The organism is Nocardia violaceofusca NBRC 14427 (assembly GCF_963869435.1).
In the GTDB taxonomy this organism is placed as follows: Bacteria; Actinomycetota; Actinomycetes; order Mycobacteriales; family Mycobacteriaceae; genus Nocardia; species Nocardia aobensis.
On record NZ_CAWMPM010000005.1, the window covers coordinates 324,963 to 350,621 of the forward strand.

Sequence of the window (25,659 nt, forward strand, 5' to 3'; positions counted from 1 at the left end):
GCGGTGGCCGGCGTAGCATCTGCCCGCATGGCCCCTACCTCGCCAGTGGTCGCCCGGTGGGAATTGGTCCGTCGCCTGCGCGAACTCCGCGAACAACGCGGCTTCGACTCGGCCGGCTTCGCCCGCGCGGTGGGGTTCACCCCCGCCAATTGGTCGCATGTCGAGAAGGGCCGCCGGGTGCTGACCGCCAACACCATCGGTCCGGTGCTGGACCTGCTCGCGGTCGGCGAACAGGAACGCGCGGAACTGCTCGCCCTGCTGGCGGCCGGGAGAGAGCGCGGCTGGTGGACGCGATCGGCCCTGATCGGCCCGGAACTGCAGCGCTACTACGGGATGGAATACGGCGCGGACAGTATTCGCAGCTACGACAGCCTCGTGATCCCCGGCATGCTGCAGACGGAGGCCTATGCGCGGGCGCTGATCGCCGCCGATGTGATGATCCGGCCGGCGCAGGTCGAACAGCTGGTCGCGGTGCGGATGCGCCGCCGCAAGCGGTTGCACGGGCACGATCCCGTCGCCCTCACCGCCGTGGTCGGCGAGGCGACCCTGTTGCAGCAGGTGGGCGGCCAGGCAGTGCTGTGTGCGCAGCTGGAGTATCTGGCCGGGCTGTTGCGCACAAGGCCGAACGTGGACATCCGGGTCATCCCGTTCGCGGCACCCGACGGCGCAATCCTCGGCGGGGCGAGTTTTCATCTGCTGGACTTCGCCTCCGAGTATCTGCCGACCTTCGGCTGGGCCGAGAGCGCGGTCTTCGGCGGGCCGGTCGACAATCCCGACCAGGTGCACGATCTGGCGTTCGCATTCGTGCGAGCTCTCGATCAATCCCTCACGCGCACAGAATCATTGGCGCTGATCGAGAAATACGCAGCCGTGTAAACTCCCGCCCATGCCCACCCCCGCGAGGTATCGGCCGGAGGTCACGCCCTGGTTCACCTCCACGCGCACCAACAACGGCAACCAGTGCGTCGAGGTCCGTTTCGACGGTGACGCGGTGCAGATCCGCGACAGCAAATACCGCCGCGATCCCGCGAACAGACCGGAGCTCGAGCCGGTGATCACCGTCGGGGCGCTCGCCTGGATGGCGTTCCTCCGCATGCTCCTGCACGGTGGCATCGAGGGTGACCTGCACATACGCCCGGCCCCGGACGGCGGCACGGTACTTGTCCACGACACCACCGAGCTGTCGTTCACCCCCGGCGAGTGGCAGGCGTTCTCGGCCGGCGCCCATGACGGTGAATTCGACCGCATCCCGGTGGCGACCGCCGCACCGGGCTGAATGCGGCGGCGGCGCGACGCCGTCGTCGGCATACTGGAGGTCGTGACTTTCGACGTGACGACTCCCTCGGGCATCGATCTGACCTATCGCGACGACGCTGTGCGGGTACAGGACGACCTGTTCGCGCACGTCAACGGCAAATGGCTGGACACCTACGACATTCCCGCCGATCGCGCGGTCGACGGAGCGTTCCGCACCCTCTACGACCAGGCCGAACTGGACGTCAAGAAGATCATCCAGGACTTGGCGGCCGGAACCGTGGCCGCGGTGCCGGACGAGGAGGAGGCGCGCAAGATCGCCGACCTCTACAACAGCTTCATGGACGAGGAGGCGGTGGAGGCCGCCGCGCTCACCCCGATCGCCGCGGAACTGGCGGCGGTGCGTGAGGTGAACGACCGCGGCGAACTCGCTGCACTGCTGGGCCGGCTGCAGCGCACCGGTGTGGGCGGGGCGGTCGGCGCCTACGTCGATACCGACGACAAGAATTCGCAGCGTTATCTGGTCAACCTGACCCAGTCCGGGCTCGGCCTGCCGGACGAATCGTATTACCGCAACGACGATTACGCCGAGATCCGCACCAAATACGTCGAGCACATCCGGCGCATGTTCCAGCTGGCCGCGCTCGAGTACGACCCGCAGCGCGTCTTCGAGCTGGAACGCAAACTGGCCGCGGGGCATTGGGATGTGGTGCGCCGCCGCGACGCCGAATTGAGTTACAACCTCACCACTTTCGCCGACCTGGCCGCCGCGAATCCGGAATTCGACTGGACCGCGTGGACCGAGGAACTGGCGGCGGGGGTTTCGGCCTCCGGAACCGAGTTGTTCGCCGAAGTCATCGTGCGCCAGCCCGATTACGCGCGTACCTTCGCGCAGCTGTGGGCCGCGGAGCCGCTCGAGGACTGGCAGGCGTGGGCGAGCTGGCGGGTGCTGCGGGCACGCGCCCCGTATCTGACCGCCGCGATCGTCGAGGAGAGCTTCGACTTCTACGGCCGCACCCTCACCGGCGCCCAGGAGAATCGCGAGCGCTGGAAGCGCGGTGTCTCGCTGGTGCAGGATCTTCTCGGCGAAGCGGTCGCGAAAATCTATGTCGCCGAACACTTCCCGCCCGAGGCCAAACAGCGGATGCAGGAGCTGGTGGCGAATCTGATCGAGGCCTACCGCCGCAACATCAGCGAACTGGAGTGGATGAGCCCGGAGACTCGTGAGGCCGCGCTCGCCAAGCTGGAGCGGTTCACCCCCAAGATCGGCTACCCCGACACCTGGCGCGACTATTCCGCGGTCCGCGTCGATCCCGCCGATCCGGTCGGCAACTACCGCAGTGGCTACGCCGCCGACCACGACCGCGATATGAACAAGCTCGGCGGCCCGGTCGATCGCGGCGAGTGGTTCATGACGCCGCAGACGGTGAACGCCTACTACAACCCGGGCATGAACGAGATCGTGTTCCCGGCGGCGATTCTGCAACCGCCGTTCTTCGACATGAACGCCGACGACGCCGCCAACTACGGCGGCATCGGCGCGGTGATCGGGCACGAGATCGGCCACGGCTTCGACGATCAGGGCAGCAAATACGACGGCGACGGCAATATGGTCGACTGGTGGACCGAAACCGATCGTTCCGAATTCGGTAAGCGCACCAAGGCGCTGATCGACCAGTACAACCAGTTCGAACCGAAGGCGCTGCCCGGCCACACCGTCAACGGCGAATTCACCATCGGCGAGAACATCGGCGACCTGGGTGGGCTCTCGATCGCGTTGGAGGCCTACAAGATCTCACTCGGCGGCGCGGAGCCGCCGGTGATCGACGGACTGACCGGGCTGCAGCGCGTGTTCTTCGGCTGGGCGCAGGTGTGGCGGACGAAGGCCCGCGACGAGGAGGCGATCCGCCGGCTGGCCGTCGACCCGCATTCTCCGCCGGAGTTCCGGTGCAACGGTGTGGTTCGCAATCTGGACGGATTCCACGAGGCGTTCGGTGTCGAACCGGGTGACGCGTTGTACCTGGAACCCACCGAGCGTGTGCGGATCTGGTAGCTACCGCGGTAGTTTCGGTTCGATCTGCCGCTCGTAGATGGTCTGCAGCCGATCGGTGATATCGGCGAAGGCCGACGTCACGTCCCGGTTCTGCAATCCGATCTGTTCCAGCCCGGTGCCGATGATCTGATCGGCACCGGGCAGGAACACCCGGGCATAGTCCTGCGAACGGGTCAGCGGCAGCTGGTCGACAGCGGTCGCGAAATTGCGGTTGGCGGCGAGGAATTGCTGTTCCGACGGATCGTGGACCGCCGACTTGCGCACCGGGATGTAGCCCGTCGCCTGCGAAAAATAGGCCGTGTTCACCGGATTGGTGATGAACTCGATGAAGCGCAGTGCGTTGGTCTTGCGCTGATCGGAGATGCGCGACGGAATCGCCAGTCCCGCACCGCCGGTGGTACATCCCGGCCCGTTCGGATGCGGCAGGAATGCGGTGGCGAAGTCGAGTTTGCCCGCCGCGTTGGCGACGATGCCCTTGATGTCGCCGGTGGAGGTGATGGCCGAGCCCACCACGCCGGTGCCGAAATCCACGGCCAGCTGTGGGCGGATGGCGGCGTAGTGTTTGCGATTGATCATGTCGCGCAGGAAGTTTCCCGCCTCGACCGTGCGGGGATCGGAGAACTTCAGTGTCCACCGATCCGAGTAGGCGCCGCCGAAAGTCCAGTTCGGTCCCTGAAATGTCCAGGCCAGATAGTTCTTGGCATCACCCCAGCCGTGCGCCCACTTCCCCGCGCCGATGGCACGTTGCAGTTCGGGGCCCCATTCGTCGAATTCCTGCCAGCTCTGCGGGCCACGGTCGGGCAGACCGGCGCGGGCCCACAGGCCGCGGTTGTAACAGAAGATCTGAGTCGAGCGCGCATACGGCAGCGCCCACAGCTTTGCCGCGAACCGGTAGTCGTCGACGAAGCTGTCGACGTAGTCCGCCAGTGGCACTGCGGCGGCCGCGATGTGCTCGTCGAGCGGTTCGATGGCCTTGTTCAACGCGTAGTTGAACCACCAGACGTCCGAGAGCACAACGACATCCGGCAGGGCGCCGCCCGTCAGCGCGGCATTGAACTTCTGCGCCACCTCTTCGTAGTTGCGCCCGGCGTCCACCAGCTTCACCGTCAGATCGGGATGCTGCGCGTGGAACCGGTTGATCAGCTCGGTTTCCTGATTCTTCGAGGTGCCCGGATGATTCGACCAGAAGATGATCGTGTTCGGATCGCCGCCGACACCGGTGCTGCCACCCATCCCCGCACACGCCGACAGGGCCAGCCCGGCGGCCGCCGAGGTGGCGGTGAGAAATCCGCGACGGGTCAGTGTGCGCGGTCGGGTCACGGCACTCTCCTCGAGCGAATCATCCTTTGACGGCACCGGTGGTGAGGCCCTTGATCATGTGCCGCTGCAGCAGCACGAACACCACCAGAATCGGCAGCATGGTCAGCAGGGTTCCGGCCATCACCGGCCCCCAGTTGGTGACGCTGGGATTTTCGGTGTTCTGCAGCAGCGTCAATCCGACGGGCAGGGTCGCGACGCCGGAGTCGTCGGCCATCAGGAACGGCCACAGATATTCGTTCCATTCGTTGACGAGCGTGACCACCGCGAACGCCACCATCGTCGGGCCGGACATCGGCAGTACCACTCGCACCAGCAGTTGCCACCAGTTCGCACCGTCGATGCGCGCCGCCTCGATCACCGAAACCGGCAGGGACAGAAAGTGGTTACGCATCAGGAAGGTGCCGAACGCCACTCCGCACAGCGGCACGATGATGCCCGGCAGCGTATTGCGCCAACCCACCTGGGCGATCAGCGCGTAGTTGGAGATCACGGTGATCTGGTTGGGCACCATCAGCGCGGCGATGATCGCCAGAAAGATCAGCGTCTTCCCAGGAAAGCGCAGGAAGACGAGACCGTAGGCGCTGAAGACGCCGAGCGCGAATTTGACCGCGGAGACGACGGCGGTGACGATCAGCGAATTGCGGAGGAAGGTCCAGAACGGCAGCGTGGTCGTGGCCTCGCGATAGTTCTCCGGATGCCGGCTGCGTGGCCACCACACGGCCGGCTGGGTGTAGATATCGGGCCGCGCCTTGAACGAGGTGATCAGGATCCAGAACAGCGGCACCCCGACGACGATCAGCACACACACCATCGCCGCGTAGCCGAAAACGTTGGCCAGCAGGCGTTTCCGCTGCCGGCTACGGGCGGCCGGCGCTACCGTCGTGCTCGTCATTCGTCTCGATCCATCACTCGCACCTGGACCAGCGTGATGATCAGCAGCACCACGAACATGATCGTCGCGACCGTGGCACCGTATCCGGCGCGGAAGTTGCGGAAGCTTTCCTGGTAGACCTGATAGACCATGGTCGTCGTACCGGTGCCCAGCGGCCCGCCGCGGGTCATCACGTTGATGATGTCGAATACCTGCAGCGAATTCAGCATGACCGTGATCGACAGGAAGAACGTGGTGGGCCGCAACTGCGGCAGCAGGACGCGGGTGAAGGTGGTCCATCGCCCGGCGCCGTCGATCGCGGCCGCTTCCAACAGGTCGCGCTGCACACCCTGCAGCGCGGCCAGGTAGATGACGAAGGTGTAGCCCAGGTTCTTCCAGATGTAGGTCACCGTCACCATGAACAGCGCCCAGTGCGGTTCCTGATAGAAATCCGGCACATTCGTGATGCCGATGCGGTGCAGCAGATCCTGCACCAGGCCGAAGCCCGGATCGAAGATGAACTGGAACGCCACCCCGATGGCCGCGCCGGAGATCACGAACGGGGCGAAGATCACCGAGCGAACCACGTTGCGGCCGAACAATTTCCGATCGAGCAGCAGGGCCAGCGCGAGACCGAGCACCATACTGCCGCCGACCGCGAAGACGGTGAAGATCACGGTATTGCCGACGATCTGCCAGGTGTCCGCCCGCGTCCACCACTCGCGGTAGTTGCGCACTCCGACGAAGTGCGCGAAGGGTTCGGCGAGATTCCAGTCGGTGAACGAGAGCCGGATGTTGTCGATCAGCGGCCGGTAGACGAACAGCCCGAGCAGCACCAGATTCGGCACCACCAGCACGAAGAACAGCCCGTAATCCCCCCACGGCCGCCGCCGCCCCCGGTTCTGCGGCAATACTCGCTCCGGCCGGCTCCGCACCACCGCAGTCTGTCTGCCCCCAGCGAACGCCCGGAGAACCCCAGGCACCGAACCCCTGAACTCTCGACCGGGCGTCGGATGATCATTCTCGGACACCCCGGGCATGAGCAGATCCTAGAAGTCCGACACCGCGACGGCCGCCATTTCCGCCAAACCCCGAGCTCGCCGTCACCACCCGGACACGGCAATGCCCGGCAAGGCACTCACGGCCCGCGAAACACGCGGAGAGGCGGAGAGGCGGAGGAGTCTAGCTCCAGTCGCCCATACCGTCACCGGCGCTGAGGTTTCCGGTGGAGTTCGTCACCACTACGGGATCGCCCTTCTGCGCGTTCTCGAAGAACCACTGGGCGTCCTCGGTGCTGACGTTCAGGCAGCCGTGGCTGGAGTCGGACACACCCTGCTGGGCGAGCGACCACGGGGCGGCGTGGACGAAGATGCCGCTGTTGGACAGCCGGGTCGCGTACTCGACCTCGAGCTTGTAGCCCTGCGGATCGGTGATCGGGACCCCGTAGGTCGAGGAGTCCATGATCATCTTCCGGTTCTTCTCCCCGACGTAGTAGGTGCCGTTGGGGGTTTCATGATCCTTCTTGCCCATCGAGGTCGGCATGGTCTTGATGACCTCGCCGTTGCGGGTGACGGTGATCGTGTGGGTCGCGTCGTCGGCGGTGGCGACGACCGCGTCGCCCACCTTGTAGGCGACCTTGGTGCCGCCGGCCTCGACGGTGATGTCGGAGTTGGCGGGCCAGAACTCCTCCGGCCGCCACCGCACCTGCTTGTCACCGCGCCAGTAGAAGTGGCCGTGGGTGGCATTGCTGGAGGTGATCCGGATGGCCTTCTCGGCCGCGGCGTGGTCGCCGACCGGATCCTTGAAGTTGATGATGATGGGCTGGGCGACGCCGACCACGTCGCCATCGCCGGGGCTGATGCTCGGCGCGGCGAAGTTCGCCTGCGGCAGCGGCGGCGGGTTCTTCACCGGCGCGGCACCGGGTTCGGGCTGCGGCGCCTGCACGACGGCCGGAGCGCCGGGAACATCGGGCCCACCGGGCCACAGCGGCGCTGCCGAGGCGGGCGCCATGGCGATGGCACCGGCGGCGGTCACCGCCAGGGAGGTTGCCGCGAGGGCTAACAGGCCGGTCCGTTTGGACAGGCTGGTCTCGTCCCGAACGGGCTTCCGACAGGTTGTGGTGCGCACAGCCGTTACGTCCTCTCCCACCTAGATCGCGCGCCACGGCGCACAGGAATATTCGCGCGCCTGTGCGCGAACGGTCTATCAGGCCCCGGCCCGGCATCCATTACTACATCTCTCGCGGGCATCGGCCAATTGCGTTCCGCCAGTTATGAAGTCCGCACCACACCTGTGTGATCAGTCACCATGGGCGAGTGGCGCAGTGGTGACAGGGTGAAAGTCCCGTTCGCATCGGCGAGTCGGGTTCGAGGTCCGGGCGGGGGGATGAGAGCCGAGTCGATACCCAGCAAACCTCATTGTGAGGCAAATCACTTCAGTGGTGGCGGATTCCCTCCACCGTGAAGCGGATCCCGCGATGCGGACCGGTCGCGATGTTGTGCGGCACCGAGCGCGGAATTCGGCCATGACGATAGCGCGGGAGCAGTGACAACTCGACGCGACTCACGATGGTGGCGAGCGCGATTCGCAACTCGTAGTCGGCCAGGGTGGCGCCGAGACAGCGGCGATGGCCGCCGCCGTAGGGCAGGTATTCGAACGGTCCGTAGCGGCGGTCCAGGAACCGCTCCGGCCGGAACCGCTCGGGCTCGTCCCAGGTGCCGGGATCGGAGTGCACGAGCGGGATCGCGACACCCATCGTGTCCCCCTCGGCCAACTCCACCCCGCATACCGTGTGTGGTCCGGTGAGCCGCCGCAGCACGATCGGCACCGGCGGATGCAGTCGCAAAGTCTCCTGGCACACCGCATTCAGATACGGCAGACCGGCCAGCTCCTCGGGATCGGCGTCGGGTCCCGCGGCACTCACTTCGGCGCGCAACCGAGCCAGCGCGCCGGGGTCGCGGTGCAACCGGAACAGCGCCCACACCAGACTCGTGGCCGTGGTCTCGTGACCGGCCACCAACAGCGTGCGCAGTTGTTCGCGCAGATCGGCATCGCTCACCCCGCCGCCGTCCTCGTAGCGAGCGGTCGACAGCACGCCGAGCGCACCGTCACCGGGCGTGCCTGTCTCCCGCCGCGCGGCGATATCGGCGTCCAGCAATGCGTCCAGCCGGGTGCGCGCCCGCGCGAACCGGTCCCACGGCGACAAGCCGAATGCGCTGTGCCGCAACGCGGGAACCAGCATCAGCGGTCCGGTGAAGGCGGTGAGGAAGTCGCCGACCGCGGCGGTGTAGATGTCGCGGCGGCGCGGATCGTCGGCGCCGAAGATCAGCGTGAGGATCACCCGCAACGTCAGCGCCCGCGCCGCCACCCGCGCATCGATCACCGTTCCCGGCAGCCATGCGGGACCGGCGCCGGCGCCGGCGATTTCGTCGCGGGTGCTGTCCCGAATTACCGTGCCGTACTGCGCAATTCGGGCGCGATGAAATGCGGGCGTCAGTACCGTGCGATCACTGCGATGACGCTGATCACGAGCGAGTATCAATGAGGCCGAACCGATAAGCGGTTCAATGGGATTCGGTTGCGGCGGATGCAGAATTCCGATCGGCGAGCGGAGAAATTCCTTCGTGCCACCCGGTGTCCCCGTGAACAATACCGCGCCGAATCCCGGGAAGCGGACCAGAAACGGATCGCCGTCGCGCGCGCGGCGCAGCCGGAAGTACCGATCGAAATCGATTCCGGCCGCCAGCGCGTGCGCCGCGACCCACCGCGGTTGCCGGGGTACGGCCCGTTCGCCGGAAATCTGCGGAGTGCGATGCCGGCCTGCTGTTGCTGCGCGCATACCCAGCACACGAAGCAGCCACGGCCCGGGTTCGATGCCGTCCGCGCCCCCCGTCAGCCGAGTGCCGCGCGGGCCTCTGCGGCCAATCGAGCCAGCCGCCCGTCGCCGATCGTGTTCAGCGAATTACCCAGGCGATTGGTGACGAAGGCGACCGACATGCCCGATTCCGGATCGGCGAACGCACCGGAACCCCCCACGCCGTAGTGGCCGAACGCCCGGCGCAGCGGGCGCCGCGAGGCGATCGGCGGCCGGTGATATCCCAGTGTGAACGGCACGGGTACGCCGATGACGTAGTCGCGATGTTCGCTGCGCTGCACATGATTGATGTTCTCGATGGTTTCCGGGCGCAGCAGCGGTTCGCTCCAGGTTCGGTCCGGCAGCAGCACCCGGCCCTCGTTCGCCAGGGCGCCGTACATCCGGGCCAGGGCACGAGCGGAGAACACCCCGTTGAAGCCGGGCATCACCGCGTCGTGCACGCGCGGATCGCCCACCAGTACATCGAAGCCGGCCGGCATCCCGGCCTCGGCGATCGCACCGACCGTGCGGCTGCGGGAGATCACCTTCGAGGCGGTATCCCAGCGCAGCCCGGGAATACGCAACCGCGGGAAGGTGCGGGCGATGCGGTACCGCTCGGACTCGGGGACCCGGTACCAGAACTCCTCGGTCTGCAGCGGTTCGGCGATTTCGCGTCGCAACACCTCGGTGAACGGCTCGCCGGTCGCCCGCTGCACGATTTCGGCGACCAGCCAGCCGAAGGTCACCGCGTGATATCCCGACCCCTGTAACCGCCGCGGATCCGGTTCGGCGGCCGCCAGCGCCGCGATCATCGCGTCGTAGTCGAGAATGCCGTCGGGATCGGTCGCCAGGCCGCGCACCTTGTGCAGTCCCGCGCGATGGGAGAGCACCTCGCGAACGGTGATGTCCTGTTTGCCGTTCGCGGCGAATTCCGGCCAGTATTCGGCCACCGGAGCGTCGTAATCGACCAGTCCGCGTTCGGCGATCCGATGCAGCACCGTGGTGACCACACCCTTACCGGTGGAGAAACTCAAGGCCACCGTGTCGGATTGCCAGCGCTGATCCGGCGCCGACCAGCCCGCCCACACATCGACGACGGGCCGCCCGTGCAGGAAGACCGCGAACGCGCCGCCGCCCCGGTTGGGCCGGGGGAACAGCCGGAAGAAATGGTGCACGACCGGCACGAATCGTGGGTCGATGACCATCTGCGGTGCGTCGTCGGTATCGGCGGCCCCCGCCACCTGCGCCGCTTCCACCTCGGCTGCCTGCCGCGAATGTGCCGAATCCACCTGTGCCGACCTCCTGCCGCCGCATCGTCGCGGCGTCGTTACGTCCACCTGCCAGGGTAGGTGAGCTCCTGAACCGTGCTCAGTGCGCGGCCGGGACCTGCCACAACCCGAACGGCGTCGCGAGACAGATCGCGCCGGTGCGCGAATCCCAGGCCAGCGCCGCCGAGCCGAGGCAGACCGCGCTGCGCTCACCTGAAACCACCTGCGCCTGTGAACCGTTCATCGCGAAGGAGAGCCCGATCCGGCCGGGAACGGGCTCCGGAGCGAGGGAGGTGAAGGCGAAGGCGTCGGGCCCCATCCCGACCGCGACCGGCAGTCCGGCCGCGCCCTCGCTGGCCCCGATTCCGCCGCCGGCGCCCAAGCCGAGGGCGATCGCACCCGTGGTTGCCTGGGCATAGCCGACACCGTCGATTCCCGCCGACCGGGCATGACCGGAATCGTCGCCCGTCGCACGGCATGCCGTGGTACCGGCGATGATCGTGATATCGCGGTTACGGTCGGCATCACAGTGCACGGTGGTTGCCGAGGCGGTGCCGGTGGCCCCGCACACTACGGCCCCGGCCGCGACGGCCCAACCTGTGATCGCGCTCGTCACCTTCACGGAGTGCTCCTTTCGGGCCGGCAAACCTCACCATAACCGGACCCCGCGGCGGCCGACCCGATCCGCGCCACGCGGCCGGCCCCGCCCCGGACACGGAAAACGGGCGGCGACTCGGATGTCATACCCGAATCGCCGCCCGTTACAAGGGTTGTCGTGCCGCCGATCAGATCGGCGCGTAGCCCGCCCCCACGCCACCGCGTCCATTCATGTCGTTGACGATCGCCGACATGTTGGTACCCACCTCGGGGCCGAAGCAGGCCACCGCCAGGTAGGCGTTCACCATGCCGACCAGGGTGGTGCCGATCACGACGGGGGCGCCGGAGTCGCCCTCGACGACACACATCTCGGCCCACGTCTCGTCGGTCTGGAAGACGTCGCCGAAGGCCAGGCCGCACGTGTTACCGGTGGTCCGGCCTTCCTTGCAGACGATGGCGGGGAACTGGGCCGGTGCCCCGACGTTGGTGATCGTCACGTTGCCGATCCGATTGACCGGAGTGACGTGGCCCGGATCGAATTGGATGACCGCATAGTCCAGGTCGTGATTGGAGTAGACGAAATGTCCGATCACGCCGGCGCCGCGGTCCTGCTCGGACCACACCTCCGAACCCGCCTCGCCGCAGTGACCGGCGGTCAGGCCGACCAGGCGGCCTCCGGCGTCGTGGCCGATGGTCGTGATGGTGCACTCGAACTGGTTGTCGATGATGATTCCGGAGCCGCCGCCGATAACCGGCGATCCGGGACCGGCTTGCGCGACCCCCGCGCCCGTCCCGAGCAGCGCCGCGCCCAGAGCAACGGCGAAGGCGGCATGAGCCGCCCTGACGAGTTTGTTGAACATTTCCCTCCAGACGTCGGAAGTCCGCACGATATCAGCCTTGTCGTACTACATCCTTGCAGTTCTCGGGCCCGAGTGCGCCCGGTATGGCCATGCAGTTTGCTGGATCGATGCCGTGGCCGCGCGACGACGCGTACGAGGCCGACGAGATGCGACACCTGCTCACGACGACCGCTGTTTCGCGGGCACTCGCTATAGGCTTTCGTCAGTATTCGGGGCAAATCTTAATAACGAGAATTTCAATCCGATAAAAGGGGTATCGGATCTCGAGTTGGACATTCGATCAGGAAACTAGAACCTGTTCTAGGAAATGGTCGTGTTCATTGTGATCGATACCAGTCCGGTGGGCCCGATCACAGGCCGGGAACCAACGTGATCTGGGTCTATGACCGCAGCCACACTTTGTGCTGTGTTTTTCCTAACTCCGTAGTAAGGTGCCTCAAGCGAAACAGTCGTCGGGGCGGGTAACCGGCGTCGAGAGGGGTAGCCAGTGCAAGTCACCAACGGTCCGGACGGGTCGGGGGCAATTAGTTCACCATCGAGAATGAGTGCCGCGGCGGACTGGACGAAGGCGTACTGGCAGGATCACCCCAAGCGGTCCCTCGAGACCTTCGGACGACAGATCACGATGGGCTTCTCCGCGGTCGCGGAACTGTTCGTCGCCATCTTCCGCCGGCGCTTCCCGTTCGGTGAATTCGTCCGGCAGTGCGCATTCATGGCCAGCGTGGCCGCCGCGCCCACCTTGCTGGTCGCAATTCCGATCGGCGTCATCGTCTCCATTCAGGTGGGTTCGGTCGCGCAGCAGGTCGGCGCCACCTCGTTCATCGGCGCGGCCAACGGGCTGGGCATCATTCAGCAGGGCGCGCCGCTGGTCACGTCCCTGATGATCGCCGGCGCCGTCGGCTCGGCGATCTGCGCGGACCTCGGTTCCCGCACCATCCGCGAGGAAATCGACGCCATGAAGGTCATGGGCGTCGACCCGATGCGCCGGCTCGTGGCTCCCCGGCTCGGCGCCGCCATGCTGGTATCGGTGCTGCTGTGCGGCTTCGTGATCTTCGTCGGCTTCCTGACCGGCTACATCTTCAACATCTTCGCCCAGAACGGCACCCCCGGCTCCTATATCGGCACGTTCGCGTCGTTCGCGGTGACCAGCGATTTGCTGGTGGCGTTGATCAAATCCCTGATCTTCGGCCTGCTGGCCGCGATCATCGCGTGTGATTCGGGCTTGAACACCCGCGGCGGCCCGGGTGGTGTCGCGAACTCGGTCAACACCGCCGTGGTGTTGTCCGCGCTGATGCTGTTCGGCACGAATCTGATCATCACGCAGATCTACAACGCCCTGTTCCCCCCACAGATGGTTTGAGCCGGTGTCGTCAACTTATGTTCCGCCGCTACTGCGGCCTCTGCAGCGGATCCGCAGCTCCGCCGGCGCTCCGCGAGACTGGCTCGCACGGGTCGGTCACCAGGTCTTCTTCTTCCTGCGCTCGATCGGCTCGATGCCGTTGGCGCTCAAGCACTATCCGAAGGAAGTCTGGCGGCTGCTCTCCGACGTCACCTGGGGTAACGGCAGTCTGATCGTCGGTGGTGGCACCATCGGCGTGGTCCTGATCCTCAGTGCCTTCGGCGGTATGACCGTCGCCATCCAGGGCTACACCTCGCTGAACCTGCTCGGCTTGAGCCCGCTGACCGGTGCGATCTCCGCCTTCGCGACCACCCGTGAGCTCGGGCCCATGCTCGCCACCCTCGCCTTCGCAGCACAGGCCGGCTGCCGCTTCACCGCCCAGCTGGGTTCGATGCGCATCGCCGAGGAGATCGACGCGCTGGAGTCGCAGGCGATCCGGCCGCTGCCCTATCTGGTCAGCACCCGGATGATCGCCGCGATGATCGCGATCGTGCCCCTGTACTGCCTGGCGCTGCCGGTCGCCTACCTGTCGTGTTCCATCACGGTCGGATTCATCGGCGGCACGGCTTCGGGCACCTTCCAGCACTACTTCTATCAATTCCTGGTACCGCACGACGTGCTGTGGTCGTTGCTGAAAGCCATTCTCTTCGTGGCGATCACGACCTTCATCCAGTGCTACTACGGCTTCTTCGCCTCGGGCGGTCCCGAGGGCGTCGGTGTGGCCGCGGGCCGGGCGATCAAGCTCTGCATCATCGCGGTCGTCTTCGCCGACCTGTTCATGACGCTGGCGATCTGGGGCGTGAACCCGGGCATCAGGATCTCGGGATAGGGGGCGAGAAATGATCATCGATCCGAGTGGCCGCGGACCGACGATGCGGCAGCTGCTCATCGCGGGCGTCTGCGGAATCGTCGTCATCGCCGCGGCGCTGACCCTGTTGATGGCCCGCTACAAGGGCTACATCCTGAACCCCAAGGTGGAGGTCACCGCCAACCTGACCACCACCGGTGACGGACTGCCCGCCCAGGCCGACGTGAAGTTCCGCGGCGTGCTGGTCGGCGCGGTCGAGGAAGTGTCGGTGGCCGCCAAGGGCGAGCTGCAGCAGGTGCACATCAATATGAAGCCGGACTACATCTCCGATATCCCGGCCAATGTCACCGCCCGCGTCGTCCCCAGCAACCTGTTCGCCGTCACCTCGGTCGAACTGGTCTACAACGGTCCCGACAACGCCTCGCTGAAGGCCGGTTCGCAGATCGCCGAGGACCACAGCCAGGGCACCATCGCGCTGCAGGACACGCTCACCACGGTCCGCACGATCCTGAACAAGATCGACCCCATGCAGCTGGGCCGGGTGCTGAGCACCCTGTCCTATGCGCTGGACGGCAGCGGCCGGGTCCCGGGTTCCACCGTGGAGCGCCTCGACAACTGGTTCACCCAGGTCCGAGCCGCGGTGCCGAATCCGGAGGGCACGCTGAACGATTTCTCCGCCTCGTTCCACGCGCTCAACCAGTCCGCGCCGGATCTGATGACGACGCTGTCGGAATCGGTCAAGACGGCGCAGACCATCGCCGACAAGCGCAGCGAACTGGCCGGCCTCATCACCGGCACCTCGGCGACCATCGACAAGGTCAACAACCTGTTCGCCCGCAACCCCGACGTCGGCAAGCAGCTGACCTCGGGCACCGGCGACATGTTCGGCGCGCTCACCGAGGACCCCGACGCGATCCCGCAGGCCATCGCGAACCTGAACACGTCGGTCCGCAAGCTGAGCACGACCTTCCACTGGGGTCCGCAGCAGCAGATGATCTGGAACGCGGGGCTGACCTTCACGCCGTACAAGCCGTACGACCGCTCCGACTGCCCGCGCTACGGCGATATGGCGGCGCCGAGCTGTGGCACCGCCCCGGTGGTCGCCGATATCGGCCCGCCGACGCCGGCCCTGAAGCCGCGCACGCTGGACGCGTCGCAGGGACTGCCGAAGCTGCCGCCGATGCCGGGCCTGCCCGCCATCCCGGGCGTCACCACCGGTGACACCGCGCAGACGGCCGCGCCGCAGCAGGCGCCCAAGCCGGGCAACCCGTTCGCCGGAACTCCGCTGGAAGGTCTGTTCCCGCAGCTGCCCGGCCTGCCGGGTGCGCCCGCGGCCCCCGCGCCGCAGCCGGCTCCGGCCGCTGCTCCGGCCGCGGACGGGCAGAAGCCCTCCGCGGGGCCGATCGCCTACTACACCGGACGTGACGCGATGAGCGCGCTGCTCGGCCGGGATCCGACGACTGCCGAATATCTGCTGCTGAGCTCGATCCTGAGGGGTGGAACCTTGCAAGTTTCCGAAAGCGGTGCCAGCTGATGAGAGGAATTCGCAAACCGCTGATCGGGTTCGGTATCTTCGCCATCGTCTCGGTCCTGGTGACCGTGGTCATCTGGAATACGCTGGCGCGCACCGTGAACGGCTCCACCCACAGCTACTCGGCGATCTTCACCGATGTGCTGGGCCTGCGTGAGGGCGACGACGTCCGGATGGCCGGCGTGCGCGTCGGCAAGGTCACCAAGATCGAGGTCGAGGGACAGCACCAGGCCAAGGTGTCGTTCATCGTGCAGACCGATCAGACCGTGTACGGCAACACCAAAGCCCTTGTCCGATACCAGAACCTGATCGGCCAGCGCTATGTGGCGCTGGCGCCGGGCAACAAGGGCGACAATTCGGCGCTGCGCAACAACGCGACCATCCCGGTCGACCGCACCGAGCCCTCGTTCGATATCTCCGGTCTGCTCAACGGTTTTCAGCCGCTGTTCGAAACCCTGCAGCCCCAGCAGGTCAACGACCTGACCAACACCTTCATCCAGGCGTTGCAGGGCGACGGTGTCTCGCTGAGCTCGTTCATCACCCAGGCCGCCGCAGTGGCCGGTGACTTCCAGCGACGTGACGTCATCCTGGCCGACGTGATCACCAAACTGTCGGGCGTGATGTCGGGACTGGCGAAACGAGGTGACGAATTGGAGACTCTGGTGACCCAGACCCGCGCGCTGATCGGCGGGCTCTACGAGCAGGGACAGTCCCTGCAGGCGTCGACCGTCCAGATCGCGAGTGCCACCAGCTCCCTGGTGAACATGGTCGACCAGGTCCAGCCGAAGATCACGGCCGCGCAGAACTCGTCCACCGACGCGCTGACCATGCTGATCAACAACGGCGCCAAACTGGATCAGGCCGCGATCGACCTGCCGGGCATTCTGGCCGATGTCGGTAAGTTCACCTCCGACGGCGCCTATGCCAACGCCTACCTGTGCACGCTGGACATCTCGCTGTACGGGGTGCTGTTGCCGCGCGGTCTGGTCAGCCAGATCGGTGGACCCAACCACTCGGCGGTGTGCCGCCCATGACGACATTCGGTACGCGAATCAAGAATCGCTTCCAGGGCAACCGCTTCTTCTGGCTCGGCGTCATCGGCGCCGTCCTCATCGTGGTGCTGCTGGTGGTCTCGAGCGGTTACAAGAAGCTGGGCGTCGGCACCAAGGACGTGCAGGCGGAGTTCGTGCAGACCGCCGGCGTCCAGACCGGTGACAAGGTGAACGTCGCCGGTGTGCCGGTGGGCACGGTCGCCGGGGCGAAGCTCGAGGGTGACCACGTGCTGATCACCCTGCACGTGAACAACGACGTGAAGCTCGGCCCCGATGCCCGCGCCTCCATCAAGATGGCCACGCTGCTGGGCGCGCGCTTTGTCGATCTCGACCCGGGCAACGGGAAAGGCTTGCCGGGCAACCGGATTCACAAGTCCAACACCAAGGTTCCCTACGACCTGGCCGATGTGGTGCAGATCGGCACCCCGAAGTTCGAGGCGCTCGACACCGAGAAGCTGGCCGAATCGCTGAAGGTGCTGGGCGACCAGATCGACGGTTCGCCGCAGCTGACCGCGCAGGCGCTCGACAGCGTCGGCGCGCTCGCCAAGACCATCAACGATCGGCGCGACCAGGTCGACGGTCTGCTGAAGGATCTGGACAAGGTCACCCGGATCCTCGGCGACAACCGCAACAGCGTGCTGCTGGTGATCACCCAGGGTGAGGCCATTGCCGGCCGGGTGATGGAACGCCAGGAGCTGCTCAAGCAACTGCTGAACAACACCGCGACCCTGACCAAGCAGCTGCAGCAGATCGGCGCGGAGAACAACAACCAGCTCGGCCCGACCATCGAGCAGCTGAACACGATGGCCCAGGGTCTGCAGAAGAACAAGGACAACCTGGACAAACTGTTGACGATCATGCCCGCGTCGCTGCGGCAGTTCAACAACGTGTTCGGCAACGGCCCCTACGGTGAGGTCGGTGTGCCGTGGCTGTTCCCGGACAACTGGTTGTGCTTCGCGCGAGTGATCGAGGGGTGCCAGGGATGATGCTGAACAAATGGCTGGCCCGCGCTACCAGAACGGTCGCGATCGGTGCCGTGGTGCTGGTGGCCGGCAGCTGTGGTTCGGTGCAGAACGCAGTCGGCGGTTCGACTCACATCACCGCCGACTTCCGCAATATCGCCGGCGTATTCGAGGGCAATCCGATCACCGTGCTGGGCCTCGAGGTCGGCAAGGTCGACAAGATCATCCCCAAGGGTGAGTACGTCGAGGTGCACATGACGGTGAACCACGATGTGGACGTCCCGAAGAATGTGACGGCGGCGATCGTGTCGCCCTCGATCGTGACCAACCGGCACATCGAACTCACCCCGCGCTACACCGGCGGGCCGAAGCTGGCGGACAACACGCACCTCACGGTGCAGCAGACCCGCACCCCGGTCGAACTGGACACGATGATCAAAACCATCGACCAGTTCACCGCCGCGTTGAAGCCGGCGCCCGGCCAGACCCAGGGCCCGCTGTCGGGCACGCTGCTCTACGACATGGTCAACGGCCAGGGTGAACGGATCCGCGACACGCTCAACGCGCTGTCGGGGGCGTTGAAGGTCGGCGTCGACAACAAGGACGCCATCTCGACCATCATCATCAAGCTCAACGAGCTGACCGCGATGCTGGCCGACAACGACCAGTCGGTGCGCGACTTCAGCAACAAGGTCACCCAGATGTCGTCGCTGCTGGCCGAGCAGGCGCCCGGTCTGCAGGCCACGCTGGACCAGCTCAACGACTTCCTGGCCAACACCAGCGGCGTCTTCAGCCAGTACCAGAGCCAGCTGTCGGAGAGCCTCACCGGGCTCACCAAGGTCACCGACCAGCTGCGGCAGAACGCGGCCGGTGTGATCGAGACCGTCGACGTGGCGCCGCTGCTGCTGCAGAACCTGGACCGTTCGATGGACCGCAACCGCGGCTTCGTCCGCCTGCACGCGGTGCTCGGCACCGCACTGTCCGGTGAGGTCGTCAGCCTGTTCTGTGAACGCATTCAGATGAAGGCCGACGGCTGCCGGACCGGCAAGATCGAGGATTTCGGACCCGACCTCGGGTTGTCCGCCGCACTGTTGGGACTGACGAAATGACGGCATCGACGCGCCTGCGGCGCACCTGGCTGGCCCTCGGCGTCTCGGCGGCCGTCGCGGCCTCCGGCTGCGGTCTGACCGTGGAGAGTCTGCCGCTGCCCAAACCGGGGCAGTCCGGTGAGACCTATACCCTGCACGCGATTTTCGCCAACGCGCTCAACCTGCCCGATCAGGCCAAGGTCAAGATCGGTGGGTCCGATGTCGGTGTGGTCACCCACATCTCGACCAAGAACTACCAGGCCATCGTCGACATGAACGTGCGCAAGGACATCACCCTGCCGCGCGAGTCCACCGCCGAACTGCGCCAGGCCACTCCGCTGGGCGATGTGTTCGTGGCGTTGTCGAAGCCGAAGTCCGACGAGACCACGCCGATGCTGAAGGACGGCGACACCATCGGCATCGACCACACCTCGGCCGGCGCCACCGTCGAGGAACTGCTGCTCTCGGTCTCGATGCTGTTCAACGGCGGCGGCGTGGCCGCGCTGACCAAGCTGACCTCGGAACTGGATTCGGTGGTCGGCGGCCGGCCCGAGCAGCTCGCGAGCCTGATCAAGCAGATGACGAGTGTGGTCACCACGCTGCACGCCAACAGCGATCGCATCGACAGCACGCTCAACGGCTTCGACGCGCTGACCAACACCATCGAGGCCAACCACGACCAGTTGGGTCAGGTGGCGGATTCGCTGCCGCAGATGATCGGCGCCATCGCGGAGAACAACAAGCAGATCGGCGATCTGCTCGGCAAGATCTCCACCACCAGCGCGGCGCTCGGCGACTACGCCGAGACCAGCCATGATCAGCTGGCGAGCCTGCTCGAGAATGTGCACAAGCTGATGGACGCGCTCTCGCGTGCCGGCAACGACCTCGGCCCGGCGCTGGACGCCCTGCACGAGATCCGGCCGAAGGTCGACGCCTCGTTCAAGGGCAACACCCTCGCCGTCGCCGCGACGCTGACCCAGCTCGACGTCGGCCTGCTCACCGACCCGCCGCACAGCAAGTTCTGGGATCTGCGCGATCTGCAGGACATGGCGGGCAGTTTGATCCAGGTGCTGCAGATCGTCTACGGCCGAGTGACAGGGGGCCACCGATGAGCTGGCTGCTGCGACACAAACTGCTGCTGTCCACGATCGGACTGGTGATCGCGTTCGTCGTGGGCGCGACGTACCTGGCGGTGGACGTCATGCGGATCAATCCGCTGCGCAGTACCTACACGGTGACGGTCGCACTCGACCGCTCCGGCGGTCTGCAACCGGGTAACGACGTGACCCTGCGCGGATTCCGCGTCGGGAAGGTGAACTCGATCAAGCTGGCGGATCGGGGCGCCTCGATCGCGGCCGAGGCCCAGATCGACACCCGGTACAAGATCCCGAAGGCCACCCAGGTCGTCGTGCACGCCCTTTCGGCCGCCGGTGAGCAGTACATCGACTTCCAGCCCGAAACCGACAAGGGTCCGTACCTCACCGACGGCTCGGTGATCCCGTTCGATCCGCAGAAGGTGCAGACCCCGACCCCGGTGTCGGCGGTGCTGGAGAACGCCAGCGGGTTCTTCGATCAGATCGACCCGGACCGGTTCAGCACGATCCTCACCGAATTCGACACCGCGCTCAGCGGCGGACCGGATCAGCTGCGCGACATGGTCGATGCGCTGAGCCTGGTGACGGCCGGTCTGGACAATCTGCTGCCGCAGACCACCAATCTGCTCACCAGCCTGCGCACCATCGCGGCTACCACGTCGAACGCGCAGCCGGATCTGAGCACCCTGACCCAGAACTCGTCGACGTTGTTCATCCAGTTCAACAACGCCAACGACGAACTCCGCAAGGTGCTGGACCAGGCCCCGGCGCAGATGAAGTCGCTGGGCGCGACGCTGGACGAGACCACCGATCCGATCACCAGCCTGGCGACCAACTTCGTGGCCGTCACCAAGGCGGCGCAGCTGCGGCTGCCGGCGCTGCGGGCGCTGTTCCCGTCGCTGGTCGTCGGTAGTTCGGCCATGGGGGTGCCGGCCCACGACGGAGAGTTCTATACGATCCTCGATATCTGGCCGCGCCCGTTCTGCCAGTACTCGCACGCGCCGGTCGCACCGAGTGTCGTGACCGACGGTTCGTTCCCGAAGTACAACTATTGCACCAACGCACCTCCGGACCAGCAGATTCGTGGTTCGGCCAACGCGCCGCGGCCCGACGTTCCGAACAACGGAGCGCAGATGCCGTCGGGTGCCGATCCGAACGCTCGGACCCCGAAGCCGGTGCGGTAAGTAGAGTGGCCCGAAACATACGGCGTGGTTTCCACATGCCGGGAAGGTGACAGATCGATTCATGTCCGATGACGACACCGCCAAGGACAAGGCGAACAACGATGCCGCGTCGACCGAGAAGGTCGACTCGGCGCAAGACAGCACCGCCGCGGACGCAACGGTCAAGTTCGAATCGGACTCGTCGGTTGCCGCCGATAAGGGTGCCGATACCGCGAAGGCGGGCGATGCGGACAAGACGGTGAAGCTCGAGACCCCAGGGCCGGCCGCGGCCGATGCGGCGACCGTCAAGTCGGCGGCCCCTGCCCCGGCCAGTGCGCCCTCCTCCGGGAAGAGCACTCCGTGGGTGCCGATCGTGGCGGCCTTCGCCGCGGGCGTGCTGCTGGTGGCCGCGGTCACCGCGGTGGTGGTCTTCTATCTGAAGGCCGACAACCGCGAGGATCAGCTCGCCGCGCGCGATGATTCGACCAAGGCGGCGTGCGATTTCGGCAAGGCCGTGGCCAGCTACGACTCGAAGGATCTCGACGCCTACTTCAAGAGCGTCAACGATCTTTCGACGGGTGAGTGGGGCAAGTTCTTCAGCGGCGCCTCGGACACGCTGAAGCAGGCCATGGTCAGCGTGCAGGCCAAGTCGAAGCTGGACGAGATCCACTGCGCGTGGGAGTCCGGCAACGACAGCCAGGCCAACGTGGTGCTGGTGATCACGCAGGAGCAGACCAACCAGGCCGTTCCGCAGCCGGACAAGCTGACCATCCCGGGCGTGGCCCAGATGGAGAAGCACGACGGCAAGTGGCTGGTCGCGAAGTTCGACTCGCCGGTCACCAAGGGTATGGGCCCCTCCGGCCCGGCCCCGGGTGCGCCGCAGGCGGCTCCGGGTACCAGCCCGCAGGCCAACGGTGGGGCGCAGCCCGCACCGGCTCCGCAGCCGGGTAACTGAACCCGGTTACAGGACAACACTTTCCGGCCCCGTGACGGTTTCCGTCGCGGGGCCGGAACGCGTTCGTCCCGGTGATCCGGCTGTGAGCACGCCACCGAGGTGGTAGCAACCGGGCGCCTCCGGCGGTGGGCCGACCCACCACCGCCGGAAGCCATTCGGTTGGTCTGACGCGTGCCCGGTCAGAAAAGGGTGAGGGCGTCCGCGGTTTCGGCTGTCGCGCGTCCGCGTTTCGGCACCGGCTTGTCGGTGACGACGACCGTCAGCGGCGTCGTCGCGGCGGTGTCGGACATCGTCTCGGCGGGTGCGGTGGCGGGGCGAACCGCGGAAGGCAGCGGCGGGAGATCGACGATGCCGTTCGGGGTCGCATCGGCCCGGCCCGCGGCGGCGCGGGCGGCCTCCCCGGCAAGTTTGTCGGCCTGTTCGTTGTAGTAGTTGCCGACATGCCCGCGCACCCAGCGGAAACGCACCGGACCCGGCCGGGTGGCGATCGCGTGATCCATCCACTGGACGAGTTCCACATTCTTCACCGCGCTGCCGGTGGCGGTGCGCCAGCCGTTGAGGCGCCAGCTGGGTAGCCATTCCGACGCGCATTTGATCGCGTACAGCGAATCGCTCTCGATGAACAGCGGTTCGGGGCCCGGATGCGCGCGAATCGCCTCCAGTACCGCGCGTAGCTCGGCCACCTGGTTGGTGCCGGAGGCCGCGCCGGCGCTGGCCGAAGTGCCCTGATGATTGACCCACGCCCAGCCGATGGCGCCGCCAGGATTGCGCAGGCAGGATCCGTCGGTGCTCACGATGATCATGACCGGTACCCTACGCAATCCGGCCGACAAGATCCGTGCCGTGGAATTCCTCGATCTCCCTGCGCAATTGCGTCTCGCTACGACGGACCGCCGCCTTGGCCAGCGCATCGATGGCCTTGGCGGCCGGGCGGGCCGGCCAGCCGTGCGCCGGCGGGTACTCGGCCTCCGAGGTCAGCACCGACCGGCCGTACCCGAGCGGATCGAATCGCAGGGTCAGCGTCGCGAGCGCGGGGGCCGCTTCCGGGTCCTGCGCAGGCGCCACCTTCCCCGGCCGGCGCCTGCGCAGGGTGTACCCGATGACCGCGTTGCGGCGGTATTCGGTGATCTCACAGTCGACCGTGGGATGCCACAGCCCGAGCCGGAACGTCGCCGCATAGACCGCACCGGGTCCGTGGCCGGCTTCGCCGACCGGTTCGAACGTTGCGATACCGAACATCCAATCCGGGACGAACAGATGGTTGTCGGTGTACGTGAATGCGACCTCCACCGGAGCCCCGACGTCGCTCGCGTACCTGATGTGGCCCATAGGCCCTCCCTGTTCCACGCTTGCCCCAAAAGTACTACAGAATTCCTCTTTATTAAACGGTTACCGGGGAATAACGTGCGGCCCGCGCGCCGAGTGGCGGATATCCGCTGACGAGGACAAATGCGGCAAACGACCAGTACGTTTCGAGTGTGCTCGACGGGAGCGGGCACAGACGACAACCGGCCGGGCACCTTGACGGTACCCGGCCGGGAGGATGTCGAAACGCTATGCCGACGTGGAATCCGGCGCTGCCGGAATCACTGCCGCCTCCGCGGAATCGGCGGCCGGACCGCCGGTGTGGTCCGCGGGAATCTGCTCCGGACCGGACGTGGGCACCGGAGCCGGGCGCGCGTGCCGCTGGACCTGTACGTCGTGGCGGCCCAGCAGGGGATCGCTCATCGCGACGCTGAACTCGCCACTGTGCACGTCGACGTCGGTGCGGAATTGGGTCACCGCATCCTGTGCGGCGCCCTGCCGAGGGGCCGGGGAGCCGTTCGCGCCCAAGGCGGCCGGCACATTCGTGTCGAGGGTGACGGCGAACGAATGCTGTTGTGTCCTGGACAGATTCGCGCCGACGTAGGTTTCGCCCGTGAGGTTCAGGCGTCCCCCGACGCCGCCCGGACGGGAACTCGCGGGTGCCGTGTCGATGCTCGGTGAGCGGTCCGCCGGTCCGGGCACGATGTGCACCGGCGCTGTCGCGTCATCGGCCGCGAGGAGCGGCAGGCGACGGGATTCGGCGGCCGGGCGCCACGACCCGGTGGTGGGTGTGCTGCTCGGTGACGCCTCGGATCGGTGGGTGTCGGGTGCCGGGACGATGGTGTCGCCTCGTTCGCCGGAACCGATGACGCCCGGCAGGCCGGAACCGCCGATCTGGTTGACGATGTAGGTACCGGCGGCGACGGTCAGGCCGATACTCGCCATTCCGGCGAATACGACGGCGGTGTGTTGCAGAATTTGGCCGGTGGACCGGGACTGCGCGGACTGAGCCATAGCGGTGCGTCCTTTTCTCTCCCCTGGTTCCCCTCGTTGTCGACCCGCACCGTTGAAAGTCGTACGCACGTCCAGGTTACTGCCTGTCGACAGGGGATTCCGAGGCCCTGCGGTCAAGATCACAACAGCGGGCGAAGCGGCGTGAAAACCGCTGTTCACATCGTCCGGAGGGCGCCGATGCGCCGCCTACGGCCGACGGCCGCGCAGGTTTGCGCCGGAACGACGCCGGGTAACCCGACAAAGCTGGCGAGCGTCAACTTCGAGATGCGATCTCGAAGTCCTCCGGCCAACGGCGTCCGGTCGGCCACAAGCACGTCGCACCCTGAGTCGGCGCTCGCCCGCTCTATCCGAAGTTCTTCAGGCGCAAGTCTTCAGGCGCACATCTTCAGGCGAACTGGCCCACTTCGCGCCCCGATCCCGGGGGTCCGGCGAAGGCCTGCGCGATCGTCAACCATTCCGCGGCGTCGCTTCCAGTGGCCACCAGCGGGAGATCGTCACGATGCCGGCGCTGCGTCACCAGCAGGCAGAAGTCCGACGCCGACCCGCTCACGCGCTGCGCGGCATCCTCCGGGCCCCAGCTCCAGACCGACCCGTCCGGTGCGGTGAGCTCGACTCGGAACGGTTCCGCGGGTGCCTGGCGACCGTGCACGGTGTAGGCGAAATCGCGAGTCCGCACGCCGATATGGGCGATATTGCGCAGTCGCGCCGTCGGCGTCCGTTCCGCGCCCAGCGCATCGGCGACATCCTGGCCGTGCGCCCAGGTCTCCATCAACCGTGCGCTCACCATCGACATCGGGCTCATCGGCGGTCCGAACCAGGGCAACTTCGTGCCGGCGGGCACCGCGCGCAGCGCCTGCGCCAAACCGGCCCGGCCGCGACGCCACCGCTCGAGCAGTTCCGGCGCCGGTGTGCGCGCCACCTCGGCGGCCGCGTCGTCGACGAACGTGGCGATCGTGGCGGTCGCCTCGCGCAGCAGCTCGGCGAACGCCGCGGCATCGGTGGCCGCGATCGTCGATACCTCGTCGGTCCAGGTCAGGTGGGCGATCTGGTGTGCGATGGTCCAGCCCGGGGCGGGCGTCTCCCGCGTCCAGCCTGCCGGATCCAGCGGCGCGACGAGACGGTCCAGGTCCGCGCATTCGGCCTCGAAGTCGTCGAGCAGCGCCTCTAGGTCAGCCATGACCGAAAGCATGGCAACGCCCCTAAAAAAATGCA

At 66.5% G+C, this 25,659-nt stretch carries 24 protein-coding genes; 12 read left to right on the plus strand and 12 right to left on the minus strand.

Annotated features, from left to right (window positions below; all coding sequences use genetic code 11):
* Nucleotides 1–27: 27 nt before the first annotated feature.
* The 3 genes from AC5592_RS06120 to AC5592_RS06130 are packed head-to-tail and all read left to right on the plus strand — an operon-like array spanning nt 28 to nt 3,307.
* Entirely contained in the window at nt 28–876 is an 849-nt protein-coding gene (locus AC5592_RS06120) for a DUF5753 domain-containing protein (RefSeq protein WP_036507401.1), read from the plus strand.
* A gap of 10 nt (nt 877–886) precedes the next feature.
* Nucleotides 887–1,276, plus strand: a complete 390-nt coding sequence (locus AC5592_RS06125) for a DUF397 domain-containing protein (protein ID WP_036507398.1) — start codon at nt 887–889, stop codon at nt 1,274–1,276.
* On the plus strand, nt 1,277–3,307 hold the full coding sequence (locus tag AC5592_RS06130) for a M13 family metallopeptidase (protein WP_167332013.1): 2,031 nt from the start codon (nt 1,277–1,279) through the stop codon (nt 3,305–3,307).
* On the opposite strand, the gene AC5592_RS06135 is transcribed toward AC5592_RS06130, so the two are convergent.
* The 8 genes from AC5592_RS06135 to AC5592_RS06170 all read right to left on the minus strand — a co-directional run bounded on the left by AC5592_RS06135 (nt 3,308) and on the right by AC5592_RS06170 (nt 12,076).
* Nucleotides 3,308–4,627: an ABC transporter substrate-binding protein gene (locus AC5592_RS06135; RefSeq protein ID WP_232329214.1), complete on the minus strand. Its 1,320-nt coding sequence runs from the start codon at nt 4,625–4,627 to the stop codon at nt 3,308–3,310. It lies immediately after the preceding gene.
* 19 nt (nt 4,628–4,646) lie between these two features.
* Nucleotides 4,647–5,519: a carbohydrate ABC transporter permease gene (locus tag AC5592_RS06140; protein WP_063063642.1), complete on the minus strand. Its 873-nt coding sequence runs from the start codon at nt 5,517–5,519 to the stop codon at nt 4,647–4,649.
* Nucleotides 5,516–6,481, minus strand: a complete 966-nt coding sequence (locus tag AC5592_RS06145) for a carbohydrate ABC transporter permease (RefSeq protein WP_371507118.1) — start codon at nt 6,479–6,481, stop codon at nt 5,516–5,518. The genes AC5592_RS06140 and AC5592_RS06145 overlap by 4 nt, the downstream gene beginning before the upstream one ends.
* Before the next feature lie 199 nt (nt 6,482–6,680).
* Nucleotides 6,681–7,580, minus strand: a complete 900-nt coding sequence (locus AC5592_RS06150; RefSeq protein ID WP_036507388.1) for a L,D-transpeptidase — start codon at nt 7,578–7,580, stop codon at nt 6,681–6,683.
* A gap of 352 nt (nt 7,581–7,932) precedes the next feature.
* Nucleotides 7,933–9,336: a cytochrome P450 gene (locus tag AC5592_RS06155; protein ID WP_083871361.1), complete on the minus strand. Its 1,404-nt coding sequence runs from the start codon at nt 9,334–9,336 to the stop codon at nt 7,933–7,935.
* Nucleotides 9,337–9,389: 53 nt separating this feature from the next.
* On the minus strand, nt 9,390–10,556 hold the full coding sequence (locus AC5592_RS06160; RefSeq protein ID WP_086007321.1) for a serine hydrolase domain-containing protein: 1,167 nt from the start codon (nt 10,554–10,556) through the stop codon (nt 9,390–9,392).
* A gap of 163 nt (nt 10,557–10,719) precedes the next feature.
* Nucleotides 10,720–11,241 (minus strand): DUF6764 family protein, encoded by a 522-nt coding sequence (locus AC5592_RS06165; protein ID WP_036507382.1) that lies wholly within the window; start codon nt 11,239–11,241, stop codon nt 10,720–10,722.
* Between the two features lie 163 nt (nt 11,242–11,404).
* The gene (locus tag AC5592_RS06170; protein WP_036507365.1) at nt 11,405–12,076 is read right to left on the minus strand and encodes a chymotrypsin family serine protease; all 672 of its coding nucleotides are present in this window, start codon (nt 12,074–12,076) and stop codon (nt 11,405–11,407) included.
* A 541-nt stretch (nt 12,077–12,617) separates the two neighbouring features.
* Between AC5592_RS06170 and AC5592_RS06175 the strand changes: the two genes are divergently transcribed.
* The 9 genes from AC5592_RS06175 to AC5592_RS06215 all read left to right on the plus strand — a co-directional run bounded on the left by AC5592_RS06175 (nt 12,618) and on the right by AC5592_RS06215 (nt 22,128).
* The gene (locus AC5592_RS06175) at nt 12,618–13,436 is read left to right on the plus strand and encodes an MlaE family ABC transporter permease (RefSeq protein ID WP_030514080.1); all 819 of its coding nucleotides are present in this window, start codon (nt 12,618–12,620) and stop codon (nt 13,434–13,436) included.
* A gap of 4 nt (nt 13,437–13,440) precedes the next feature.
* A complete protein-coding gene (locus tag AC5592_RS06180; RefSeq protein ID WP_030514081.1) occupies nt 13,441–14,304 on the plus strand; it encodes an ABC transporter permease in 864 nt (287 codons plus the stop codon).
* A gap of 10 nt (nt 14,305–14,314) precedes the next feature.
* Nucleotides 14,315–15,817: an MlaD family protein gene (locus tag AC5592_RS06185; protein ID WP_063063643.1), complete on the plus strand. Its 1,503-nt coding sequence runs from the start codon at nt 14,315–14,317 to the stop codon at nt 15,815–15,817.
* The gene (locus tag AC5592_RS06190) at nt 15,817–16,848 is read left to right on the plus strand and encodes an MCE family protein (protein WP_036507359.1); all 1,032 of its coding nucleotides are present in this window, start codon (nt 15,817–15,819) and stop codon (nt 16,846–16,848) included. Before AC5592_RS06185 ends, AC5592_RS06190 begins: the two co-directional genes overlap by 1 nt.
* Nucleotides 16,845–17,852: an MCE family protein gene (locus AC5592_RS06195; RefSeq protein WP_036507355.1), complete on the plus strand. Its 1,008-nt coding sequence runs from the start codon at nt 16,845–16,847 to the stop codon at nt 17,850–17,852. The genes AC5592_RS06190 and AC5592_RS06195 overlap by 4 nt, the downstream gene beginning before the upstream one ends.
* Nucleotides 17,849–18,937, plus strand: a complete 1,089-nt coding sequence (locus AC5592_RS06200) for an MCE family protein (RefSeq protein ID WP_063063644.1) — start codon at nt 17,849–17,851, stop codon at nt 18,935–18,937. The genes AC5592_RS06195 and AC5592_RS06200 overlap by 4 nt, the downstream gene beginning before the upstream one ends.
* Entirely contained in the window at nt 18,934–20,028 is a 1,095-nt protein-coding gene (locus tag AC5592_RS06205) for an MCE family protein (RefSeq protein WP_036507349.1), read from the plus strand. The genes AC5592_RS06200 and AC5592_RS06205 overlap by 4 nt, the downstream gene beginning before the upstream one ends.
* Nucleotides 20,025–21,194 (plus strand): MlaD family protein, encoded by a 1,170-nt coding sequence (locus AC5592_RS06210; protein WP_036507346.1) that lies wholly within the window; start codon nt 20,025–20,027, stop codon nt 21,192–21,194. The genes AC5592_RS06205 and AC5592_RS06210 overlap by 4 nt, the downstream gene beginning before the upstream one ends.
* Before the next feature lie 61 nt (nt 21,195–21,255).
* Nucleotides 21,256–22,128, plus strand: coding sequence for a hypothetical protein (locus AC5592_RS06215; protein WP_051025303.1), 873 nt, complete (start codon nt 21,256–21,258; stop codon nt 22,126–22,128).
* 179 nt (nt 22,129–22,307) lie between these two features.
* Here AC5592_RS06215 and AC5592_RS06220 read toward each other — a convergent pair whose 3' ends face one another.
* The 4 genes from AC5592_RS06220 to AC5592_RS06235 form a co-directional block, all read right to left on the minus strand.
* Entirely contained in the window at nt 22,308–22,931 is a 624-nt protein-coding gene (locus AC5592_RS06220; RefSeq protein WP_063063645.1) for a ribonuclease H family protein, read from the minus strand.
* 10 nt (nt 22,932–22,941) lie between these two features.
* Nucleotides 22,942–23,457 (minus strand): SRPBCC family protein, encoded by a 516-nt coding sequence (locus tag AC5592_RS06225; RefSeq protein ID WP_036507340.1) that lies wholly within the window; start codon nt 23,455–23,457, stop codon nt 22,942–22,944.
* Nucleotides 23,458–23,682: 225 nt separating this feature from the next.
* On the minus strand, nt 23,683–24,447 hold the full coding sequence (locus AC5592_RS06230; protein ID WP_063063646.1) for a hypothetical protein: 765 nt from the start codon (nt 24,445–24,447) through the stop codon (nt 23,683–23,685).
* Nucleotides 24,448–24,832: 385 nt separating this feature from the next.
* Nucleotides 24,833–25,624 carry a TIGR03084 family metal-binding protein gene (locus AC5592_RS06235; protein WP_036507333.1) on the minus strand — a complete coding sequence of 264 codons (792 nt, stop codon included), beginning with the start codon at nt 25,622–25,624 and terminating at the stop codon, nt 24,833–24,835.
* Between the last annotated feature and the right edge of the window lie 35 nt (nt 25,625–25,659).

Coding starts and splice junctions, on each gene's coding strand:
- AC5592_RS06120 (WP_036507401.1), top strand. CDS start 28: ATGGCCCCTACCTCGCCAGTGGTCGCCCGGTGGGAATTGGTCCGTCGC.
- AC5592_RS06125 (WP_036507398.1), top strand. CDS start 887: ATGCCCACCCCCGCGAGGTATCGGCCGGAGGTCACGCCCTGGTTCACC.
- AC5592_RS06130 (WP_167332013.1), top strand. CDS start 1,277: ATGCGGCGGCGGCGCGACGCCGTCGTCGGCATACTGGAGGTCGTGACT.
- AC5592_RS06140 (WP_063063642.1), bottom strand. CDS start 5,519: ATGACGAGCACGACGGTAGCGCCGGCCGCCCGTAGCCGGCAGCGGAAA.
- AC5592_RS06155 (WP_083871361.1), bottom strand. CDS start 9,336: ATGCGCGCAGCAACAGCAGGCCGGCATCGCACTCCGCAGATTTCCGGC.
- AC5592_RS06160 (WP_086007321.1), bottom strand. CDS start 10,556: ATGGTCATCGACCCACGATTCGTGCCGGTCGTGCACCATTTCTTCCGG.
- AC5592_RS06170 (WP_036507365.1), bottom strand. CDS start 12,076: ATGTTCAACAAACTCGTCAGGGCGGCTCATGCCGCCTTCGCCGTTGCT.
- AC5592_RS06175 (WP_030514080.1), top strand. CDS start 12,618: ATGAGTGCCGCGGCGGACTGGACGAAGGCGTACTGGCAGGATCACCCC.
- AC5592_RS06185 (WP_063063643.1), top strand. CDS start 14,315: ATGATCATCGATCCGAGTGGCCGCGGACCGACGATGCGGCAGCTGCTC.
- AC5592_RS06190 (WP_036507359.1), top strand. CDS start 15,817: ATGAGAGGAATTCGCAAACCGCTGATCGGGTTCGGTATCTTCGCCATC.
- AC5592_RS06195 (WP_036507355.1), top strand. CDS start 16,845: ATGACGACATTCGGTACGCGAATCAAGAATCGCTTCCAGGGCAACCGC.
- AC5592_RS06200 (WP_063063644.1), top strand. CDS start 17,849: ATGATGCTGAACAAATGGCTGGCCCGCGCTACCAGAACGGTCGCGATC.
- AC5592_RS06205 (WP_036507349.1), top strand. CDS start 18,934: ATGACGGCATCGACGCGCCTGCGGCGCACCTGGCTGGCCCTCGGCGTC.
- AC5592_RS06210 (WP_036507346.1), top strand. CDS start 20,025: ATGAGCTGGCTGCTGCGACACAAACTGCTGCTGTCCACGATCGGACTG.
- AC5592_RS06215 (WP_051025303.1), top strand. CDS start 21,256: ATGTCCGATGACGACACCGCCAAGGACAAGGCGAACAACGATGCCGCG.
- AC5592_RS06220 (WP_063063645.1), bottom strand. CDS start 22,931: ATGATCATCGTGAGCACCGACGGATCCTGCCTGCGCAATCCTGGCGGC.
- AC5592_RS06225 (WP_036507340.1), bottom strand. CDS start 23,457: ATGGGCCACATCAGGTACGCGAGCGACGTCGGGGCTCCGGTGGAGGTC.
- AC5592_RS06230 (WP_063063646.1), bottom strand. CDS start 24,447: ATGGCTCAGTCCGCGCAGTCCCGGTCCACCGGCCAAATTCTGCAACAC.
- AC5592_RS06235 (WP_036507333.1), bottom strand. CDS start 25,624: ATGGCTGACCTAGAGGCGCTGCTCGACGACTTCGAGGCCGAATGCGCG.